Source organism: Pseudomonas sp. GV105, from assembly GCF_003058185.1.
Lineage (GTDB): Bacteria > Pseudomonadota > Gammaproteobacteria > Pseudomonadales > Pseudomonadaceae > Aquipseudomonas > Aquipseudomonas veronii.
Window position 1 is genome coordinate 58820 of sequence record NZ_QBUF01000021.1, and the last position, 14227, is coordinate 73046.

General features: G+C 58.8%; 15 protein-coding genes, 4 tRNA genes and 1 riboswitch. Of the genes, 10 read left to right on the forward strand and 9 right to left on the reverse strand.

All coding sequences use genetic code 11. The annotated features are described in order from the left end of the window. Window positions 1–26 precede the first annotated feature (26 nt). The 6 genes from C8K66_RS28910 (at window position 27) to C8K66_RS28940 (ending at window position 3528) form a co-directional block, all read left to right on the forward strand. On the forward strand, window positions 27–1313 hold the full coding sequence (locus tag C8K66_RS28910) for a carbohydrate porin (RefSeq protein WP_108526645.1): 1287 nt from the start codon (window positions 27–29) through the stop codon (window positions 1311–1313). 279 nt (window positions 1314–1592) lie between these two features. Continuing rightward, entirely contained in the window at window positions 1593–1907 is a 315-nt protein-coding gene (locus C8K66_RS28915; RefSeq protein ID WP_046385196.1) for a metalloregulator ArsR/SmtB family transcription factor, read from the forward strand. Continuing rightward, window positions 1904–2344, forward strand: a complete 441-nt coding sequence (locus C8K66_RS28920; protein ID WP_046382335.1) for a YeeE/YedE family protein — start codon at window positions 1904–1906, stop codon at window positions 2342–2344. Before C8K66_RS28915 ends, C8K66_RS28920 begins: the two co-directional genes overlap by 4 nt. Further along, complete coding sequence (locus C8K66_RS28925) at window positions 2341–2760, forward strand: DUF6691 family protein (protein WP_017849186.1); 420 nt, start codon at window positions 2341–2343, stop codon at window positions 2758–2760. The genes C8K66_RS28920 and C8K66_RS28925 overlap by 4 nt, the downstream gene beginning before the upstream one ends. 13 nt (window positions 2761–2773) lie before the next feature. Next, the gene (locus C8K66_RS28930; RefSeq protein WP_017849187.1) at window positions 2774–2962 is read left to right on the forward strand and encodes a DUF2892 domain-containing protein; all 189 of its coding nucleotides are present in this window, start codon (window positions 2774–2776) and stop codon (window positions 2960–2962) included. 200 nt (window positions 2963–3162) lie between these two features. Continuing rightward, the gene (locus tag C8K66_RS28940) at window positions 3163–3528 is read left to right on the forward strand and encodes a YidH family protein (RefSeq protein WP_046382334.1); all 366 of its coding nucleotides are present in this window, start codon (window positions 3163–3165) and stop codon (window positions 3526–3528) included. 261 nt (window positions 3529–3789) lie between these two features. On the opposite strand, the gene C8K66_RS28945 is transcribed toward C8K66_RS28940, so the two are convergent. Then, window positions 3790–3866 (reverse strand) — tRNA-Arg (locus C8K66_RS28945). 324 nt (window positions 3867–4190) lie between these two features. Here C8K66_RS28945 and C8K66_RS28950 point away from each other — a divergent pair. The 3 genes from C8K66_RS28950 to C8K66_RS28965 all read left to right on the forward strand — a co-directional run bounded on the left by C8K66_RS28950 (window position 4191) and on the right by C8K66_RS28965 (window position 5325). After that, window positions 4191–4418, forward strand: a complete 228-nt coding sequence (locus C8K66_RS28950; RefSeq protein WP_108526646.1) for a hypothetical protein — start codon at window positions 4191–4193, stop codon at window positions 4416–4418. Window positions 4419–4429: 11 nt separating this feature from the next. Then, entirely contained in the window at window positions 4430–4609 is a 180-nt protein-coding gene (locus tag C8K66_RS28955; RefSeq protein WP_017849199.1) for a PA3371 family protein, read from the forward strand. Between the two features lie 389 nt (window positions 4610–4998). After that, a complete protein-coding gene (locus C8K66_RS28965; protein ID WP_017849200.1) occupies window positions 4999–5325 on the forward strand; it encodes an Arc family DNA-binding protein in 327 nt (108 codons plus the stop codon). A gap of 102 nt (window positions 5326–5427) precedes the next feature. Here the strand turns inward: C8K66_RS28965 and mgtE are convergent, their stop codons facing one another. The 8 genes from mgtE to ltaE all read right to left on the reverse strand — a co-directional run bounded on the left by mgtE (window position 5428) and on the right by ltaE (window position 13164). Next, window positions 5428–6870 (reverse strand): magnesium transporter, encoded by a 1443-nt coding sequence (gene mgtE, locus C8K66_RS28970; protein WP_046382330.1) that lies wholly within the window; start codon window positions 6868–6870, stop codon window positions 5428–5430. 336 nt (window positions 6871–7206) lie between these two features. After that, window positions 7207–7283, reverse strand: a tRNA-Arg gene (locus tag C8K66_RS28975). Window positions 7284–7355: 72 nt separating this feature from the next. Beyond that, window positions 7356–7432: transfer RNA gene (locus C8K66_RS28980), tRNA-Arg, on the reverse strand. Between the two features lie 108 nt (window positions 7433–7540). After that, a tRNA-Ser gene (locus C8K66_RS28985) sits at window positions 7541–7631 on the reverse strand. Between the two features lie 62 nt (window positions 7632–7693). Beyond that, window positions 7694–7882: a carbon storage regulator CsrA gene (gene csrA, locus C8K66_RS28990; protein WP_003175645.1), complete on the reverse strand. Its 189-nt coding sequence runs from the start codon at window positions 7880–7882 to the stop codon at window positions 7694–7696. 173 nt (window positions 7883–8055) lie between these two features. Then, window positions 8056–9297, reverse strand: coding sequence for an aspartate kinase (locus C8K66_RS28995; RefSeq protein WP_017849202.1), 1242 nt, complete (start codon window positions 9295–9297; stop codon window positions 8056–8058). A 97-nt stretch (window positions 9298–9394) separates the two neighbouring features. Continuing rightward, complete coding sequence (alaS, locus tag C8K66_RS29000) at window positions 9395–12013, reverse strand: alanine--tRNA ligase (RefSeq protein WP_046382329.1); 2619 nt, start codon at window positions 12011–12013, stop codon at window positions 9395–9397. Between the two features lie 146 nt (window positions 12014–12159). Beyond that, on the reverse strand, window positions 12160–13164 hold the full coding sequence (ltaE, locus tag C8K66_RS29005; RefSeq protein ID WP_108526647.1) for a low-specificity L-threonine aldolase: 1005 nt from the start codon (window positions 13162–13164) through the stop codon (window positions 12160–12162). 190 nt (window positions 13165–13354) lie between these two features. Further along, window positions 13355–13524, forward strand: a riboswitch (FMN riboswitch). A 113-nt stretch (window positions 13525–13637) separates the two neighbouring features. On the opposite strand from ltaE, the gene C8K66_RS29010 reads away from it, so the two are divergent. After that, window positions 13638–14147: a 6,7-dimethyl-8-ribityllumazine synthase gene (locus tag C8K66_RS29010; protein ID WP_017849205.1), complete on the forward strand. Its 510-nt coding sequence runs from the start codon at window positions 13638–13640 to the stop codon at window positions 14145–14147. The last annotated feature ends 80 nt before the right edge of the window (window positions 14148–14227 follow it).

Here is a 14227-nt window from a genome sequence, read left to right on the forward strand (position 1 = left end):
CTTTCTCTGTAACGGAGCACATCCAAATGCTTTTTTCTTTCCGCGCCATGCTGACCAGCAGCCTGTGCAGCGGTTTGTCCCTATGCCTTTTCGCCCCATCCCCGGCACTGGCCGACGATCTGATGAACCGCTCTACACTCACTGGCGACTGGGGCGGTGAACGCCAAAAGTTGACCGACAAGGGCATCAAACTGACCGGTGACTACAGTTCCGAAACGATTTCCAACTTGCATGGCGGGATCAAGCGCGGCACCCGCTATTCACAACAAATACGCATAGGCGCCCAGTTTGATCTGAGTAAATTGCTCGACAGCCCTGATGCGGGACGGGTGCAAGTACTCGTTAACGACCGTCGCGGCCACAGCGCCACCGAAGACTTGCTTGGAAACCGCCTGTCGTCCCAAGAAAACTATGGCGGCGAATACACCCGGCTGACCGAGTTCAGTTATCAACGCAACCTGTTTTCGCCGGACCTCTCCACCAAACTCGGCTTCATGGTGATGGGCACCGATTTCGGTGGTATGCCCATCTTGAGCAACTTTGTGAGCGCCGGTTTTTGTGCACACCCACTGACCATGTCGAGCGGCAGCGGCTGGGGCAACTACCCGACAGCACATTGGGGCGGCGAGCTGCGTTACGATGTCAACCCGTCGCTGACGCTGCAAACCGCCGTATTCCAAGTCAACCCGGAATACAACACGCGCTCGTCCAAAGCGTTCTCCATGCCCAGCAACGGCACTACGGGAGCGATTTTGCCACTGGAGGCGATCTTCAATAACAACGCCTTCCTGAACGGCCAATACAAAGTCGGTTGGTACTACGACACCTCCAACGCCCCCAAGATCGGCAGTACGCAAAAGAGCGACAACCGTACCGGCGCCTATGTGTTGATTGACCAAGCCATCTGGCGGGATGAGCAAGACCCGCAAAGCGTACTACGCCTCTTCGGCCAAGCGGCCAGCAGCAACGCGGCGACCTCGCCGATGCGCCGCTGGTACTCGGTGGGCCTGGTCAAACAAAAGCCTTTCGCGAGCCGCCCGAACGACTCCATCTCTTTTGGCTATGGGCGCGCCGTGCTCAACTCGCGCACACGGGATGTGCAAGAAGCCAAGGCGACCAACCTCGAAGACGCCGAAATGATCGCCAACCTCGACAACGGCGAGCAGATGCTTGAGCTCAACTACGGCGCACAGGTCACACCTTGGCTGCTACTACGCCCCGATCTGCAGTACTACATCGAGCCCGGCGCGTTCTCCGGCAAAAAGCGTGACAACGCGCTGGCGGCGGGGTTACAGGTCAAGGCGACGTTTTAACAACGTCGTTCGCACAGGGGGCATCTATTCGGTGCCCTTTCGCAATCGCACACGCGGTCGGATATCTCAGCTTGTAGCGCAATCAATACGTGCTCAAGCGCTACGCGGGCCGACTGTCCGACCTTCTCCGGCGCTCCGCGCCCGACCCAAGCTCCGCCTTTAGCCCCCGACTTACCCATCGACCTCTCCTGCCAGTGACGAATTCAGATCAGCGCCGGTATACACTTATTATTTTTATATACTATAATTTAACCAACTGAACAATTAGTGATCAAACGTATGCTCGAATCAGATCTCCAGCGGCTTCACGCCAACGCCGATGCTGCCAGCCAATTCCTCAAGGCTCTGGCCAATCCGGATCGCTTGATCCTGCTCTGCCAGCTATCCCAAGGCGAGCGCAATGTCGGCGATCTGGAGTCGCTGCTCGGGATACAACAACCGACGCTTTCTCAGCAGTTGGCGGTGCTGCGCCGCGAAGGCCTGGTGGATACGCGCCGAGAAGGAAAGCAGGTGTTCTATCGCATCTGCAGCCCGGCGGCATTGGCAGTCATTCAAACCTTGTATCAACAATTTTGCGCTGGAGAAGCCTCATGAATATCGACTGGCTCAACTTCACTCCCTGGTCATCCCTTGCAGGCGGCGCATTGATTGGCCTGGCGGCCAGCCTTTTCGTCGTCGCCAACGGGCGTATCGCCGGCATCAGCGGTTTGATCGGCAGTCTTTTACAACGGGGCAGCGAAGGTGCGGGTGAGAAAGCGCTGTTTCTCCTCGGCCTGCTCGTCGCGCCGCTTCTATGGGGCTTGTTCGCCGCGCTGCCGCCGATTGAATTCAAGAGCGGCGGGGTCGGGCTGATCGTCGCCGGTGTATTGGTGGGTATCGGTACACGCTACGGTTCAGGTTGCACCAGCGGCCACGGCGTGTGCGGCATATCGCGCCTTTCGCCGCGATCGATGGTCGCCACTGCCTGCTTCATGTTCAGCGGTTTCCTTAGCGTATTTGTCCTGCGTCATCTGCTGGGAGCCTGGATATGAACAAACTGACCGCATTCATTGCTGGCCTGCTGTTCGGCCTGGGACTGCTGCTGGCAGGCATGGCCAACCCGAGCAAAGTATTGGCATTCCTGGATCTGGCCGGTGCCTGGGACCCTTCCCTCGCGCTGGTCATGATCGGGGCGATTGGCGTCGCCATTGGCCCGCTGACCTGGGCGCGCCACCAATCCCGCTCGCTGCTGGGAAAGCCAATGCAACTGCCGACCAAGCGTGAGTTGGACCCGCGCCTGATCGGCGGCAGCCTGCTGTTCGGCATCGGCTGGGGAATAGCAGGCATCTGTCCAGGCCCTGCGGTGGCAATTCTGCTGACAGGACGCTGGCAAGCAATCGTGTTCATGTTGGCCATGCTGGCCGGCATGTTGTTGTTTACTGCGCTGGAGACCCGGCGCAACCACTGATCGGGAGATCGTCATGAAAGCGAACCTTGGAACCATTGACCGTAGCCTGCGCATTGTCGTCGGCCTGGTTCTCATTGGCCTCAGTCTGTCGGGCGTGATCGGCTGGTGGGGCTGGATCGGCTTAGTGCCACTGGCTACCGGTATTTTCCGTTTCTGCCCTTTGTACAGGTTGCTGGGCATCCAAACCTGTAACCGTTGCTGAGCAAAAAAACCATAGCGTTCACGTGCACGAGGGCATTGGCGCAGCCGATTTTGTGGCTATGCGCCAAGCACGGGACGCTACGCTGGGCATATGTGCGTTGATTCCAACAGCTGGATCTATCAACGGACACGTCGAGTGGTTTTGTTTAAAGCTATTCTGCGCGGCGTCGTTTCAAAAGCTGTGTGAACAAGGAAATCTCAATGTCCGACCTGAACGATCCGCGCGTGTTCTTTGCCGCCGAGCGCACGTTGCTGGCATGGAACCGAACCAGCCTTTCGCTGATGGCATTTGGCTTTGTGATTGAACGATCCGGGCTACTGCTCCAGATGCTGAAACCGGACGCTCCGGGCTCTCCCGGAAAACATTTTTCGTTCTGGATCGGGCTGGCCTTCCTGATGCTGGGCTCCTGGGTTGCCTGCTGGTCATCCTGGCAATACAAAAAGGTGGTCAAGACCCTCAAACCCGTTGAGATCCCCCTTGGCTACAGCGTCAATACCGGCCCTGGCATCAATGTCATTACTGCAATTCTTGGCGTTTTGCTCATGGCCTATTTGTTCATGATGTGAGCAAGACTGGCCTGCATGACTTCACTCGACCTCCTCGATGGGCGGTAGACGGGTGCAGTCGAGCATCTCTCGACGAGCAAACGAACGAGTGTAACCCTGGTTCACCGTTGGACCCTGATTAAGTGAGTCGCCCATTCAAAAACAAAAAAGCCCCGCCGGAGCAATACCCGGCGGGGCTTTTTGTTGGCCTTGTTGCTGTCATCCTGCTGTCACGGGGAAAAATGAGCTGGCAGTGGATCGGCGCGAGAGGCTTTATTTGTATGGTGTCCCAGGGCCGGTTCGAACGGCCAACCTTCCCCTTAGGAGGGGGATGCTCTATCCAATTGAGCTACTGGGACAAATGACAACCATCGGGCCAACGGCGCTGCGACGGACGGCGTGCATGTTAACGGCCGAGGTGGGTTTTGTCATGTCGTCCGTGGGCTTTTTGAGTGTAAGCCAATGCTTGCGCCACGGATCACGGTTTCGCCCAGCAAACCCGGGCATCCGAGGCCATCGTGCAAAATGCACTACACCAAAATGCCAGCATTGCAAATTGCAACCCGAGCGCTGTTTAGATTAAACTCAAACCATTGATTTTATTGAAATAAAACATTGGCACGGCATCTGCAATACTTCTCCTACAAAACCATTCGGCTGGACCCGTTGCGGAGAAGATGACGATGAACAGCACCCTTCTGTTGGCTCTCAATACCATCGCCCTGGCCGCACTGGTGATGTTTCATTTTCAGTCGAACGGTAGCGATGACACCGCGCAGATCCGCCAGCCCGTGCCGCATCATCTGCAACAACGTCCGCAATTGGCGGTGATGACGGCCAACCCGCAATCGCCCGTGCGCCTGGCCCAAAGCACTCAGGCCGCGCCCGCAACTGAACACTGGGTTTTCTGAGGAAGCCTTCCATGTCCAAAGCCGCCTGGCTGTTTTTGTGCCTGACCGTCGTGACTGCCGTGCTGGGCATGTCTACCTCGTCCCAGGACGCTCGCACCACCGCCCTCATCACCAGCGTCGTGTTCGGCAGCTTCCTGCTGTTGACGCTGATCGTCGGCCGCCGAATCAGATTCGACCCCGTGCTGCGCTGATTTTCGCTCGCTGGCACACCTACCTTATGTCGCCTCGCACTAGCAAATCGGCAAATTGCCACTAGTCTTAAAAACAAGGGCAAAAGGCCATATCACGATACGATATGCGCCCCAAACCCCTTGGCAGCAACGGCTTGCGGGACGATGAATTGTGACGATCGCTCGCAAAAAAGTTTTCCAACCAGTCCGCAAAAAAGCAAATCAGTACTGGCATAAAGCCTTTAGGCAGTTCAATATTTGTCACAGAATTGACGCCAAGGAACCGGCAAAACTGAGGCATGATGCGGCCTCTTTGCAATTCAGGTTGAACTTTGGTCGTGAGCCTTGTCTTAACACTCATCTTGCGGCCAATTCCAATAACCGCTCCCCTGAACTAACCGGTTAAATATATGCGCCCATTGAAACAGGCAATTTATTCCAGCCGTACGGCTGACAAGTTCGTCGTACGTCTGCCAGACGGAATGCGGGAACGCATTGCCGAGGTGGCTCGCAATCATCACCGCAGCATGAACTCCGAAATCATCGCGCGCCTGGAGCAGAGCCTCATTCAGGAAGGTGCGTTGGGCGAAGAGCTAAGCATGCGCCTGGACAGCCCTGAGCTGTCACTGCACGAACGCGAACTGCTGCAGCGTTTTCGTCAGCTCTCCCATCGCCAGCAAAATGCCCTTGTCTCGCTTATTGCGCACGACGTTGAGGCGGCCGCAGAAGCCGAATGATTTGTTCCTGAAAGCCGAAGCCAGCCATGTGCTGGCTTTTTTTTGCGCGCAATTCGGGAAGGCAGTACTGGGCGGGGGCTGGGTTGCCCCCGCCGCGAGGGGTCAGAGCAGGAAGATCGTCGCCAGGCCAAGGAAGATGAAGAAGCCGCCGCTGTCGGTCATGGCGGTAATCATCACACTGGCGCCCATGGCTGGGTCGCGCCCAAGGCGTGCCAGGGTCATGGGGATCAGCACCCCCATCAAGGCCGCCAACAGCAGGTTAAGGGTCATGGCGGCGGTCATGACCACCCCCAGCGACCAACTGCCGTACAGCAAGTAGGCCACGATCCCGATCACCCCGCCCCACACCACGCCATTGATCAGCGCCACCGCCAACTCCTTGCGCATCAGGCGCGAGGTGTTGCCGGTATTGACCTGGTCGAGCGCCATGGCGCGCACGATCATGGTAATGGTCTGGTTGCCGGAGTTACCGCCGATCCCGGCAACGATTGGCATCAACGCCGCCAGTGCCACCAGCTTTTCGATCGAACCTTCGAACAGCCCGATCACCCGCGAAGCGATGAACGCGGTGATCAGGTTTACGGCCAGCCACGCCCAGCGGTTACGCAGGGAGCGCCAGACCGAGGCAAAAATATCTTCCTCTTCACGCAGACCCGCCATGTTGAGGACTTCGGTTTCACTTTCTTCACGGATCAGGTCGACCATTTCATCGATGGTCAGACGGCCGATCAGCTTGCCGTTCTTGTCGACCACCGGGGCCGAGATCAAGTCGTAACGTTCGAAGGCCTGGGCGGCGTCGTAGGCGTCTTCATCCGGATGGAAACCCACCGGATCGCTGGCCATCACGTCCGCAACCTTCTTCTCCGGGTCGTTGACCAGCAGGCGCTTGATCGGCAGCACGCCCTTGAGAATGCCTTCGTAGTCGACCACGAACAGCTTGTCGGTGTGCCCTGGCAGCTCTTTCAGGCGGCGCAGGTAACGCAGTACCACTTCCAGGCTGACGTCTTCGCGGATGGTGACCATCTCGAAGTCCATCAGGGCACCGACCTGATCCTCGTCATAGGACAGCGCGGAGCGCACGCGCTCACGCTGCTGGCTGTCGAGGGCTTCCATCAGCTCATGGACAACATCACGGGGCAGCTCGGGGGCCAGGTCGGCCAGTTCGTCGGCGTCCATCTCCCGGGCCGCGGCCAGAAGCTCGTGATCATCCATGTCGGCGATCAGGGTTTCACGGACGGAGTCGGATACTTCGAGCAGGATGTCGCCGTCGCGGTCGGCCTTGACCAACTGCCAGAGGGTCAGTCGATCATCCAGCGGCAAGGCTTCAAGGATATAAGCGACGTCGGCGGAGTGCAGATCATCGAGCTTGCGTTGCAACTCGACGAGGTTTTGCCGATGAACCAGGTTTTCGACGCGGTCGTGGTGCGGACCTTCCTGGCGGTGCGTGAGCTCTTCGACCACGCGCTGGCGCTGCAGCAGCTCAATGACTTGAGCCAGGCGATCCTGCAGGCTTTCTTGTGTTTTCTTTACTTCTACTTCGGTCATAGGCGAACTCCACTCCCAGCAGCGGGGCACGCCGGAAGGATCAATCAGTCAATTCATGATTGGTAAAACGGGGTACTGAGTAACTACTGGGTAAGTCCATGGAGGTGTTCCACAAGCCCCGGCGGGGCTGACGGGCGCAATGATACACCGCCCGCCGCTTTTAACGTCAAAAAACTGGTAAGAACAAGCGCTTGCGAGCCAAAGCTGAGAATTGGCCGCATCTATGAATTGCGACGCTGCCACGCGAATGGAAAACACATGGCGCGAGAAGAAAAGGTTTAATCCTACAAACCCCAGACGGCAAAAAGCCCGCACTAGGCGGGCTTTTTGTTTGTATGGTGCACTCGACAGGATTCGAACCTGTGACCGCTCGGTTCGTAGCCGAGTACTCTATCCAGCTGAGCTACGAGTGCAGATTGTGTTTTTAGACCAGATCACAACTGGTTGTAACCGAATCACCTGCATTACTGCAACTGACTCTTAAATGGTGCACTCGACAGGATTCGAACCTGTGACCGCTCGGTTCGTAGCCGAGTACTCTATCCAGCTGAGCTACGAGTGCATTTGTTGCCGCGCATTATAGGCCGTTCAATCTCTATGTAAAGCGATTTTTTCGATTAATTTCAACAACTTATCGATAAATCCAGATTGCAACGTACTAAGCAAATAATGGCGGAGAACGGGGGATTCGAACCCCCGACACCCTTTTGAGGTGTACTCCCTTAGCAGGGGAGCGCCTTCGGCCACTCGGCCAGCTCTCCGCAACACGGGGCGTATATTAACCACGTTCATCCCCGTTTGCAAACATAAAAAACGATAAAAATTAAAGGCTTGGTTCTTCGTCCTTCTCTTTCTTGATCCGCAGATAGATTTCCTCGCGGTGGACCGCTACCTCTTTCGGAGCATTTACCCCAATACGCACTTGATTGCCTTTGACGCCGAGCACGGTCACGGTGATTTCTCCATCACCAATAATCAGGCTTTCTGCGCAACGACGAGTCAGAATCAACATACCTTTCACCTCACGCACTTCAGTTCAGGAACAACAGTCTGCAAAAAAAGGCCTTCGACCTACGGCTCAGCGGCCATAGCCCTACCAGCTAAGTATTGTCGAGCCCACGCAAAACAACATGCGCCCTACAAAAAAATGAAAGGCGCGGTAAACCGCGCCTTCCTGGCCTTGCATCACTCGCCCTGTCGGGCCGGAGCGTCCAGCTCAAAAGCGGTATGCAGTGCGCGTACAGCCAGTTCCAGGTACTTCTCTTCGATCACCACCGAGACTTTGATTTCCGAGGTGGAGATCATCTGGATGTTGATGCTTTCCTTGGCCAGGGCCTCGAACATGCGGCTGGCAACGCCGGCATGGGAACGCATGCCCACACCCACGATCGATACCTTGGCGATCTTGGTATCGCCGACCACTTCACGCGCGCCAATCCCGCTCGCAGTGTTCTGCAGGATACGCTCGGCCGCTTCGTACTCGTTGCGGTGAACGGTGAAGGTGAAATCGGTGGTGTTATCGTGCGAAACGTTCTGCACGATCATGTCGACTTCAATGTTCGCGCCACTGATCGGGCCGAGGATCTTGAATGCCACGCCCGGGGTGTCTGGCACGCCACGGATCGTCAGCTTGGCTTCATCGCGGTTGAAAGCGATGCCGGAAATGATCGGCTGTTCCATGGATTCCTCTTCATCAATAGTAATGAGGGTACCCGGACCCTCTTTGAAGCTGTGCAATACGCGCAGCGGAACGTTGTACTTGCCGGCGAATTCCACCGCGCGGATCTGCAACACCTTGGAACCGAGGCTGGCCATTTCCAGCATCTCTTCGAAGGTGATCTTGTCCAGGCGCTGGGCCACGGACACCACGCGCGGATCGGTGGTGTAGACGCCATCCACATCGGTGTAGATCTGGCATTCGTCAGCCTTGAGCGCGGCCGCCAGGGCCACACCGGTGGTGTCCGAACCGCCACGCCCGAGGGTGGTGATATTGCCGTGCTCATCGACGCCCTGGAAACCGGCGACAACTACCACACGACCGGCCTTCAGATCAGCGCGAATCTTCTGATCATCGATCTGCAGGATGCGCGCCTTGGTGTGCGCGCTGTCGGTGAGGATACGCACCTGACTGCCAGTGTAGGACACTGCCGGCACACCGCGCTTGTTCAGCGCCATGGCCAGCAGGCCAATGGTCACCTGCTCGCCGGTGGACACGATCACATCCAGCTCACGCGGCAGCGGTTGTTGATCGCCGCTGATAGCCTTGGCCAGTTCGATCAGGCGATTGGTTTCGCCGCTCATGGCCGACAGCACCACGACGAGGTCGTCGCCGGCATCGCGGAATTTCTTAACCTTGTCGGCGACCTGCTCGATTCTTTCGACAGAGCCGACCGAGGTGCCTCCAAATTTCTGTACGATCAAAGCCATTTCTAAGCCGCCTCAGCCCGTAAAGGGGCGCCCAATAAACCAATCTTCCAGCAACCGAGCGAGCCCGCGACTAGACCACGGGCTCATTCACAGCGCCTTAAATGCCAGCCTCGACAAACGGCACGGTCAGGGCCAGGGCCGCGTCCAGGGCACCGGCGTCTACACCACCGCCTTGTGCCATGTCCGGACGACCACCGCCCTTCCCGCCCACTGCCGCAGCGGCTTGTTTCATCAAATCACCGGCTTTGAGTTGGCCAGTCAGGTCTTTGGTTACACCGGCAACCAGAACGACCTTATCCTCATGGACACTGCCGAGCAGGATCACTGCGCGGCCGAGCTTGTTCTTCAACTGATCGACCAAGGCCAACAACGCCTTGCCGTCCTGGCCGTCCAGGCGCGCCGCCAGGACGTTCACGCCCTTGACGTCCTGGGCGGAAGCCGACAGATCGTCGCCCGCCGCGCTGGCCGCCTTGGCCTGCAACTGTTCCAGCTGTTTCTCCAGCGCACGGTTGCGCTCCAGCACGGCGGACAGTTTGTCGATCAGATTGTCACGGCTACCCTTGACCAGGCTGGCCGCTTCCTTGAGTTGTTCTTCACCCGCATTGAGGTAGGCCAGGGCCGCAGCACCGGTTACCGCTTCAATACGACGCACACCGGACGCCACACCGCCTTCGCTGATGATTTTCAGCAGGCCGATGTCGCCGGTACGGTTGGCGTGGATCCCACCGCACAGTTCCACCGAGAAGTTGCCGCCCATGCTCAGGACGCGCACGTTGTCGCCGTATTTCTCGCCGAACAGCGCCATCGCGCCCTTGGCCTTGGCGGTCTCGATGTCGGTTTCCTCGGTTTCCACCGCGGTGTTCTTGCGCACCTGGGCGTTGACGATGTCTTCCAGGGCCTTGATCTGCGCAGGCTTGATCGCTTCGAAGTGGCTGAAGTCGAAACGCAGGCGCTGGCTGTCGACCAACGAACCCTTCTGCTGGACGTGCTCGCCCAACACCTGGCGCAGTGCCGCGTGCAGCAAGTGGGTGGCCGAGTGGTTCAGCGCAGTGGCGTGGCGCACGTCGGCGTCCACCTGGGCGTCCACCGGCGAACCGACGATCAGGCTGCCCGACGCCAATACGCCGTGGTGCAGGAATGCGCCGCCGGTCTTGGTGGTATCACGCACATCGAAACGACCGGAAGACGCCTTGAGGAAACCGCAGTCGCCGATCTGGCCACCGGATTCGGCATAGAACGGCGTCCGGTCCAGGACCACCACGCCGTCATCGCCTTCATTCAGGACGTCGACCGACTGGCCGTCTTTATACAGCGCGATCACTTTGGCCGAACCGTGGGTGGCCGTATAGCCGGTGAACTCGGTGGCCACGTCAACCTTGACCAGGCTGTTGTAGTCCATGCCGAAGGAACTGGCGGAACGGGCGCGCACGCGCTGGGCTTCCATCTCGCGTTCGAAACCTTCCTCGTCGAGGGTCAGGTTGCGCTCACGGGCGATGTCGCCGGTCAGGTCCATCGGGAAACCGTAGGTGTCGTAGAGTTTGAACACCACATCGCCCGGCACCACGCTGCCCTGCAGGCCGGCGAGGTCTTGCTCGAGGATTTTCAGGCCCTGTTCCAGGGTCTTGGCGAACTGCTCTTCTTCGGCCTTGAGCACGCGCTCGATGTGCGCCTGGTTCTGGGTGAGTTCCGGGAAGGCTGCGCCCATCTCGGCGACCAGCGCCGCGACGATCTGGTAGAAGAAGCTGCCGTTGGCGCCCAGCTTGTTACCGTGGCGGCAGGCGCGACGGATGATACGGCGCAGCACGTAGCCGCGGCCTTCATTGGACGGCAGCACGCCGTCGGCAATCAGGAAACCGCAGGAACGGATGTGGTCAGCCACCACTTTGAGCGATGCCTGGTCTTCATTGGCACAACCGATGGCCTTGGCCGCAGCGGCCAGCAGGCTCTGGAACAGGTCGATCTCGTAGTTGGAGTGAACGTGCTGCATCACCGCACTGATCCGCTCCAGGCCCATGCCGGTATCCACCGACGGTGCCGGCAGCGGGTGCAACACGCCATCGGCGGTGCGGTTGAACTGCATGAACACGTTGTTCCAGATCTCGATGTAACGGTCGCCGTCTTCTTCCGGCGAACCCGGTGGGCCGCCCCAGATATCGGCGCCGTGATCGTAGAAAATCTCGGTGCATGGGCCGCACGGGCCGGTGTCGCCCATGGTCCAGAAGTTGTCGGAGGCGTAAGGCGCGCCCTTGTTGTCGCCGATACGCACCATGCGCTCAGGCGGCACGCCGACTTGCTGGGTCCAGATGTCGTAGGCTTCGTCATCGCTGGCGTAGACGGTGACCCAGAGCTTTTCCTTCGGCAGTTTCAGCACGCCAGTGAGGAAGGTCCAGGCGAAGTTGATCGCGTCTTTCTTGAAATAGTCGCCAAAGCTGAAGTTGCCGAGCATTTCGAAAAACGTGTGGTGACGGGCGGTGTAGCCGACGTTTTCCAGGTCGTTGTGCTTGCCACCGGCGCGCACGCATTTCTGGCTGCTGACCGCGCGGGTATAGGCGCGCTTTTCCTGGCCCAGGAAGCAGTCCTTGAACTGGTTCATCCCCGCGTTGGTGAACAGCAGGGTGGGGTCATTGCCTGGGATCAAGGAGCTGGAGGCGACACGGGTGTGGCCTTGCTCTTCGAAGAAGCGAAGGAAGGCTTCACGGATTTCTGCGCTTTTCATTAGGTTCTTCCACGGAGTCTGAGGCCAAAGGCCAGTGCGCAACATCATCAGACGGAGCGACGGCAAAGGGCCGCATTATATCGGCCCTTTGCCGGTGGTACAGCGTGTTTATGTGATAGAAACAGTCAATTAGACAGTCTGCACGGTCATTTCCGAGAAAACTCGACGAATGCCTGCACCACTTGCTCGATCTGCGCACGGCTCACGTCCAGGTGCGTGACCATGCGCAGGCGCGGTGCGGCGCTCAACTTGATGCCGCGCTCGGCGGCAAACGTCTTCAGGGCCTGCGCCCGGTCGCCGAGCTGCACGTAGACCATGTTGGTCTGCACCGGCTCCACCGCATACCCGGCCTTGCGCAGTTCATCCCCCAGCCACTGGGCGTTGGCGTGGTCGTCGGCCAGGCGCTGCACCTGATGGTCAAGGGCATACAGCCCCGCCGCCGCCAGGGAACCGGCCTGGCGCATGCCGCCGCCGACCATCTTGCGCAAACGCCGCGCCTTGGCGATCAGCGCCGTGGAGCCGCACAACACCGAGCCAATCGGCGCGCCCAGGCCCTTGGACAGGCACACCGACACCGAATCGAAATGCTGGGTGATCTCCCGCGCGTCCACCTCGAGCCTGACCGCCGCGTTGTAGAGCCGCGCGCCGTCCAGGTGCAGGGCCAGGCCATGTTCACGGGTAAACGCACGTGCCCTGGCCAGGTACTCCAGCGGCAGCACCTTGCCCTGCATGGTGTTCTCCAGCGCCAACAGGCGGGTACGGGCGAAGTGGAAATCATCGGGCTTGATCGCTTCCAGCACCTGATCCAGGTGCAGGGAACCGTCCGCCTGCACTTCCAGTGGTTGCGGCTGGATCGAACCCAGCACCGCCGCGCCGCCGCCTTCGTACTTATAGGTGTGGGCCTGCTGACCGACGATGTATTCCTCGCCGCGCTCACAGTGGGCCATCAACGCCAGCAGGTTGCTCATGGTGCCGGTGGGCACGAACAACGCCGCGGCGAACCCCAGGCGTTTGGCCAGTTCCGCCTCCAGGCGGTTGACGCTGGGGTCTTCGCCATACACGTCATCGCCGCTGACGGCGCTGGCCATCGCATCGAGCATGCCGGGGGTGGGTTGGGTCACGGTGTCGCTGCGCAGGTCTATCACGGTCATCAAACTGGCCTCTGATGGGTTGGGCGTTCTTTCGTACTGACGATTACTGCGGGTAAAGCCACGGAATATCAAGCCCTATGCTGCGTCAATCGAATATCAATCAAACAAACCGATATAGGCTATCGATACGGCAATCGTGCAGTTTCTGAAAAACCATGTTAAAAACTCTCCGCCGCCAGGGTTCTGGCGGCAACGTTCTCAGGGCGGGGTGCAATTCCCCACCGGCGGTAATTGCGCGCAATGTGCATAGCCCGCGAGCGCTTGGCGCCTCGAACTGCTCCGGCAGGACGGCGACAAGGTCAGCAGACCCGGTGTGATCCCGGGGCCGACGGTCATAGTCCGGATGAAGAGAGAACGGGATTGGCGCAAAAGGGCCGCGCGCTGAGTTCATGCCTGCATGACCCAGCTGTTCGTACCCTTAAATCCCATTCGATTCATAACGCCCTGTTTTTTTCTTAAACAGGAGTCAGAACATGCAACCCACCGCAATCGACAGCAAAAGCAAAAACCATCACGGCGAGCGCGTCGCGTTTATCCAGGCCTGCTGGCACAAGGATATTGTCGACCAATCGCGCAAAGGCTTTCTCAGCGAAATGATCGCCCTGGGTTACCAGGAATCGGACATCGATTTCTTCGAAGTCGGCGGCGCCTTTGAAATGCCCCTGCACGCCAAGCTGCTGGCCAAGACCGGCCGTTACGCCGGCATCGTCGCCGCGGCCCTGGTGGTGGACGGCGGCATCTACCGCCACGAATTCGTCGCCCAATCGGTGGTCAGCGGCCTGATGCAGGTTCAGCTGGAAACCGAAGTGCCGGTGTTCTCGGTGTCTCTGACCCCGCACCACTTCCACGCTGGCAGCGAGCACCACGCCTTCTTCCATGATCACTTCGTACACAAAGGCCAGGAAGCGGCGCGTACCTGTGCCGACACCTTGCACAAGGTACGTGCGATCCGCCGCAGCGAGCCGCGTGCCGTAGCAGTTTAAGCAACACCGCAAAACAAAATGTGGGAGGGGGCTTGCCCCCGATGGCGGTGTCTCAGCTACAGATGAGCTGACTGACACTC

Excerpts from the sequence above, each read along its gene's own strand:
- C8K66_RS28910 (WP_108526645.1), top strand. The coding sequence starts at position 27 with ATGCTTTTTTCTTTCCGCGCCATGCTGACCAGCAGCCTGTGCAGCGGT.
- C8K66_RS28915 (WP_046385196.1), top strand. The coding sequence starts at position 1,593 with ATGCTCGAATCAGATCTCCAGCGGCTTCACGCCAACGCCGATGCTGCC.
- C8K66_RS28920 (WP_046382335.1), top strand. The coding sequence starts at position 1,904 with ATGAATATCGACTGGCTCAACTTCACTCCCTGGTCATCCCTTGCAGGC.
- C8K66_RS28925 (WP_017849186.1), top strand. The coding sequence starts at position 2,341 with ATGAACAAACTGACCGCATTCATTGCTGGCCTGCTGTTCGGCCTGGGA.
- C8K66_RS28930 (WP_017849187.1), top strand. The coding sequence starts at position 2,774 with ATGAAAGCGAACCTTGGAACCATTGACCGTAGCCTGCGCATTGTCGTC.
- C8K66_RS28940 (WP_046382334.1), top strand. The coding sequence starts at position 3,163 with ATGTCCGACCTGAACGATCCGCGCGTGTTCTTTGCCGCCGAGCGCACG.
- C8K66_RS28950 (WP_108526646.1), top strand. The coding sequence starts at position 4,191 with ATGAACAGCACCCTTCTGTTGGCTCTCAATACCATCGCCCTGGCCGCA.
- C8K66_RS28955 (WP_017849199.1), top strand. The coding sequence starts at position 4,430 with ATGTCCAAAGCCGCCTGGCTGTTTTTGTGCCTGACCGTCGTGACTGCC.
- C8K66_RS28965 (WP_017849200.1), top strand. The coding sequence starts at position 4,999 with ATGCGCCCATTGAAACAGGCAATTTATTCCAGCCGTACGGCTGACAAG.
- mgtE (WP_046382330.1), bottom strand. The coding sequence starts at position 6,870 with ATGACCGAAGTAGAAGTAAAGAAAACACAAGAAAGCCTGCAGGATCGC.
- csrA (WP_003175645.1), bottom strand. The coding sequence starts at position 7,882 with ATGTTGATTCTGACTCGTCGTTGCGCAGAAAGCCTGATTATTGGTGAT.
- C8K66_RS28995 (WP_017849202.1), bottom strand. The coding sequence starts at position 9,297 with ATGGCTTTGATCGTACAGAAATTTGGAGGCACCTCGGTCGGCTCTGTC.
- alaS (WP_046382329.1), bottom strand. The coding sequence starts at position 12,013 with ATGAAAAGCGCAGAAATCCGTGAAGCCTTCCTTCGCTTCTTCGAAGAG.
- ltaE (WP_108526647.1), bottom strand. The coding sequence starts at position 13,164 with ATGACCGTGATAGACCTGCGCAGCGACACCGTGACCCAACCCACCCCC.
- C8K66_RS29010 (WP_017849205.1), top strand. The coding sequence starts at position 13,638 with ATGCAACCCACCGCAATCGACAGCAAAAGCAAAAACCATCACGGCGAG.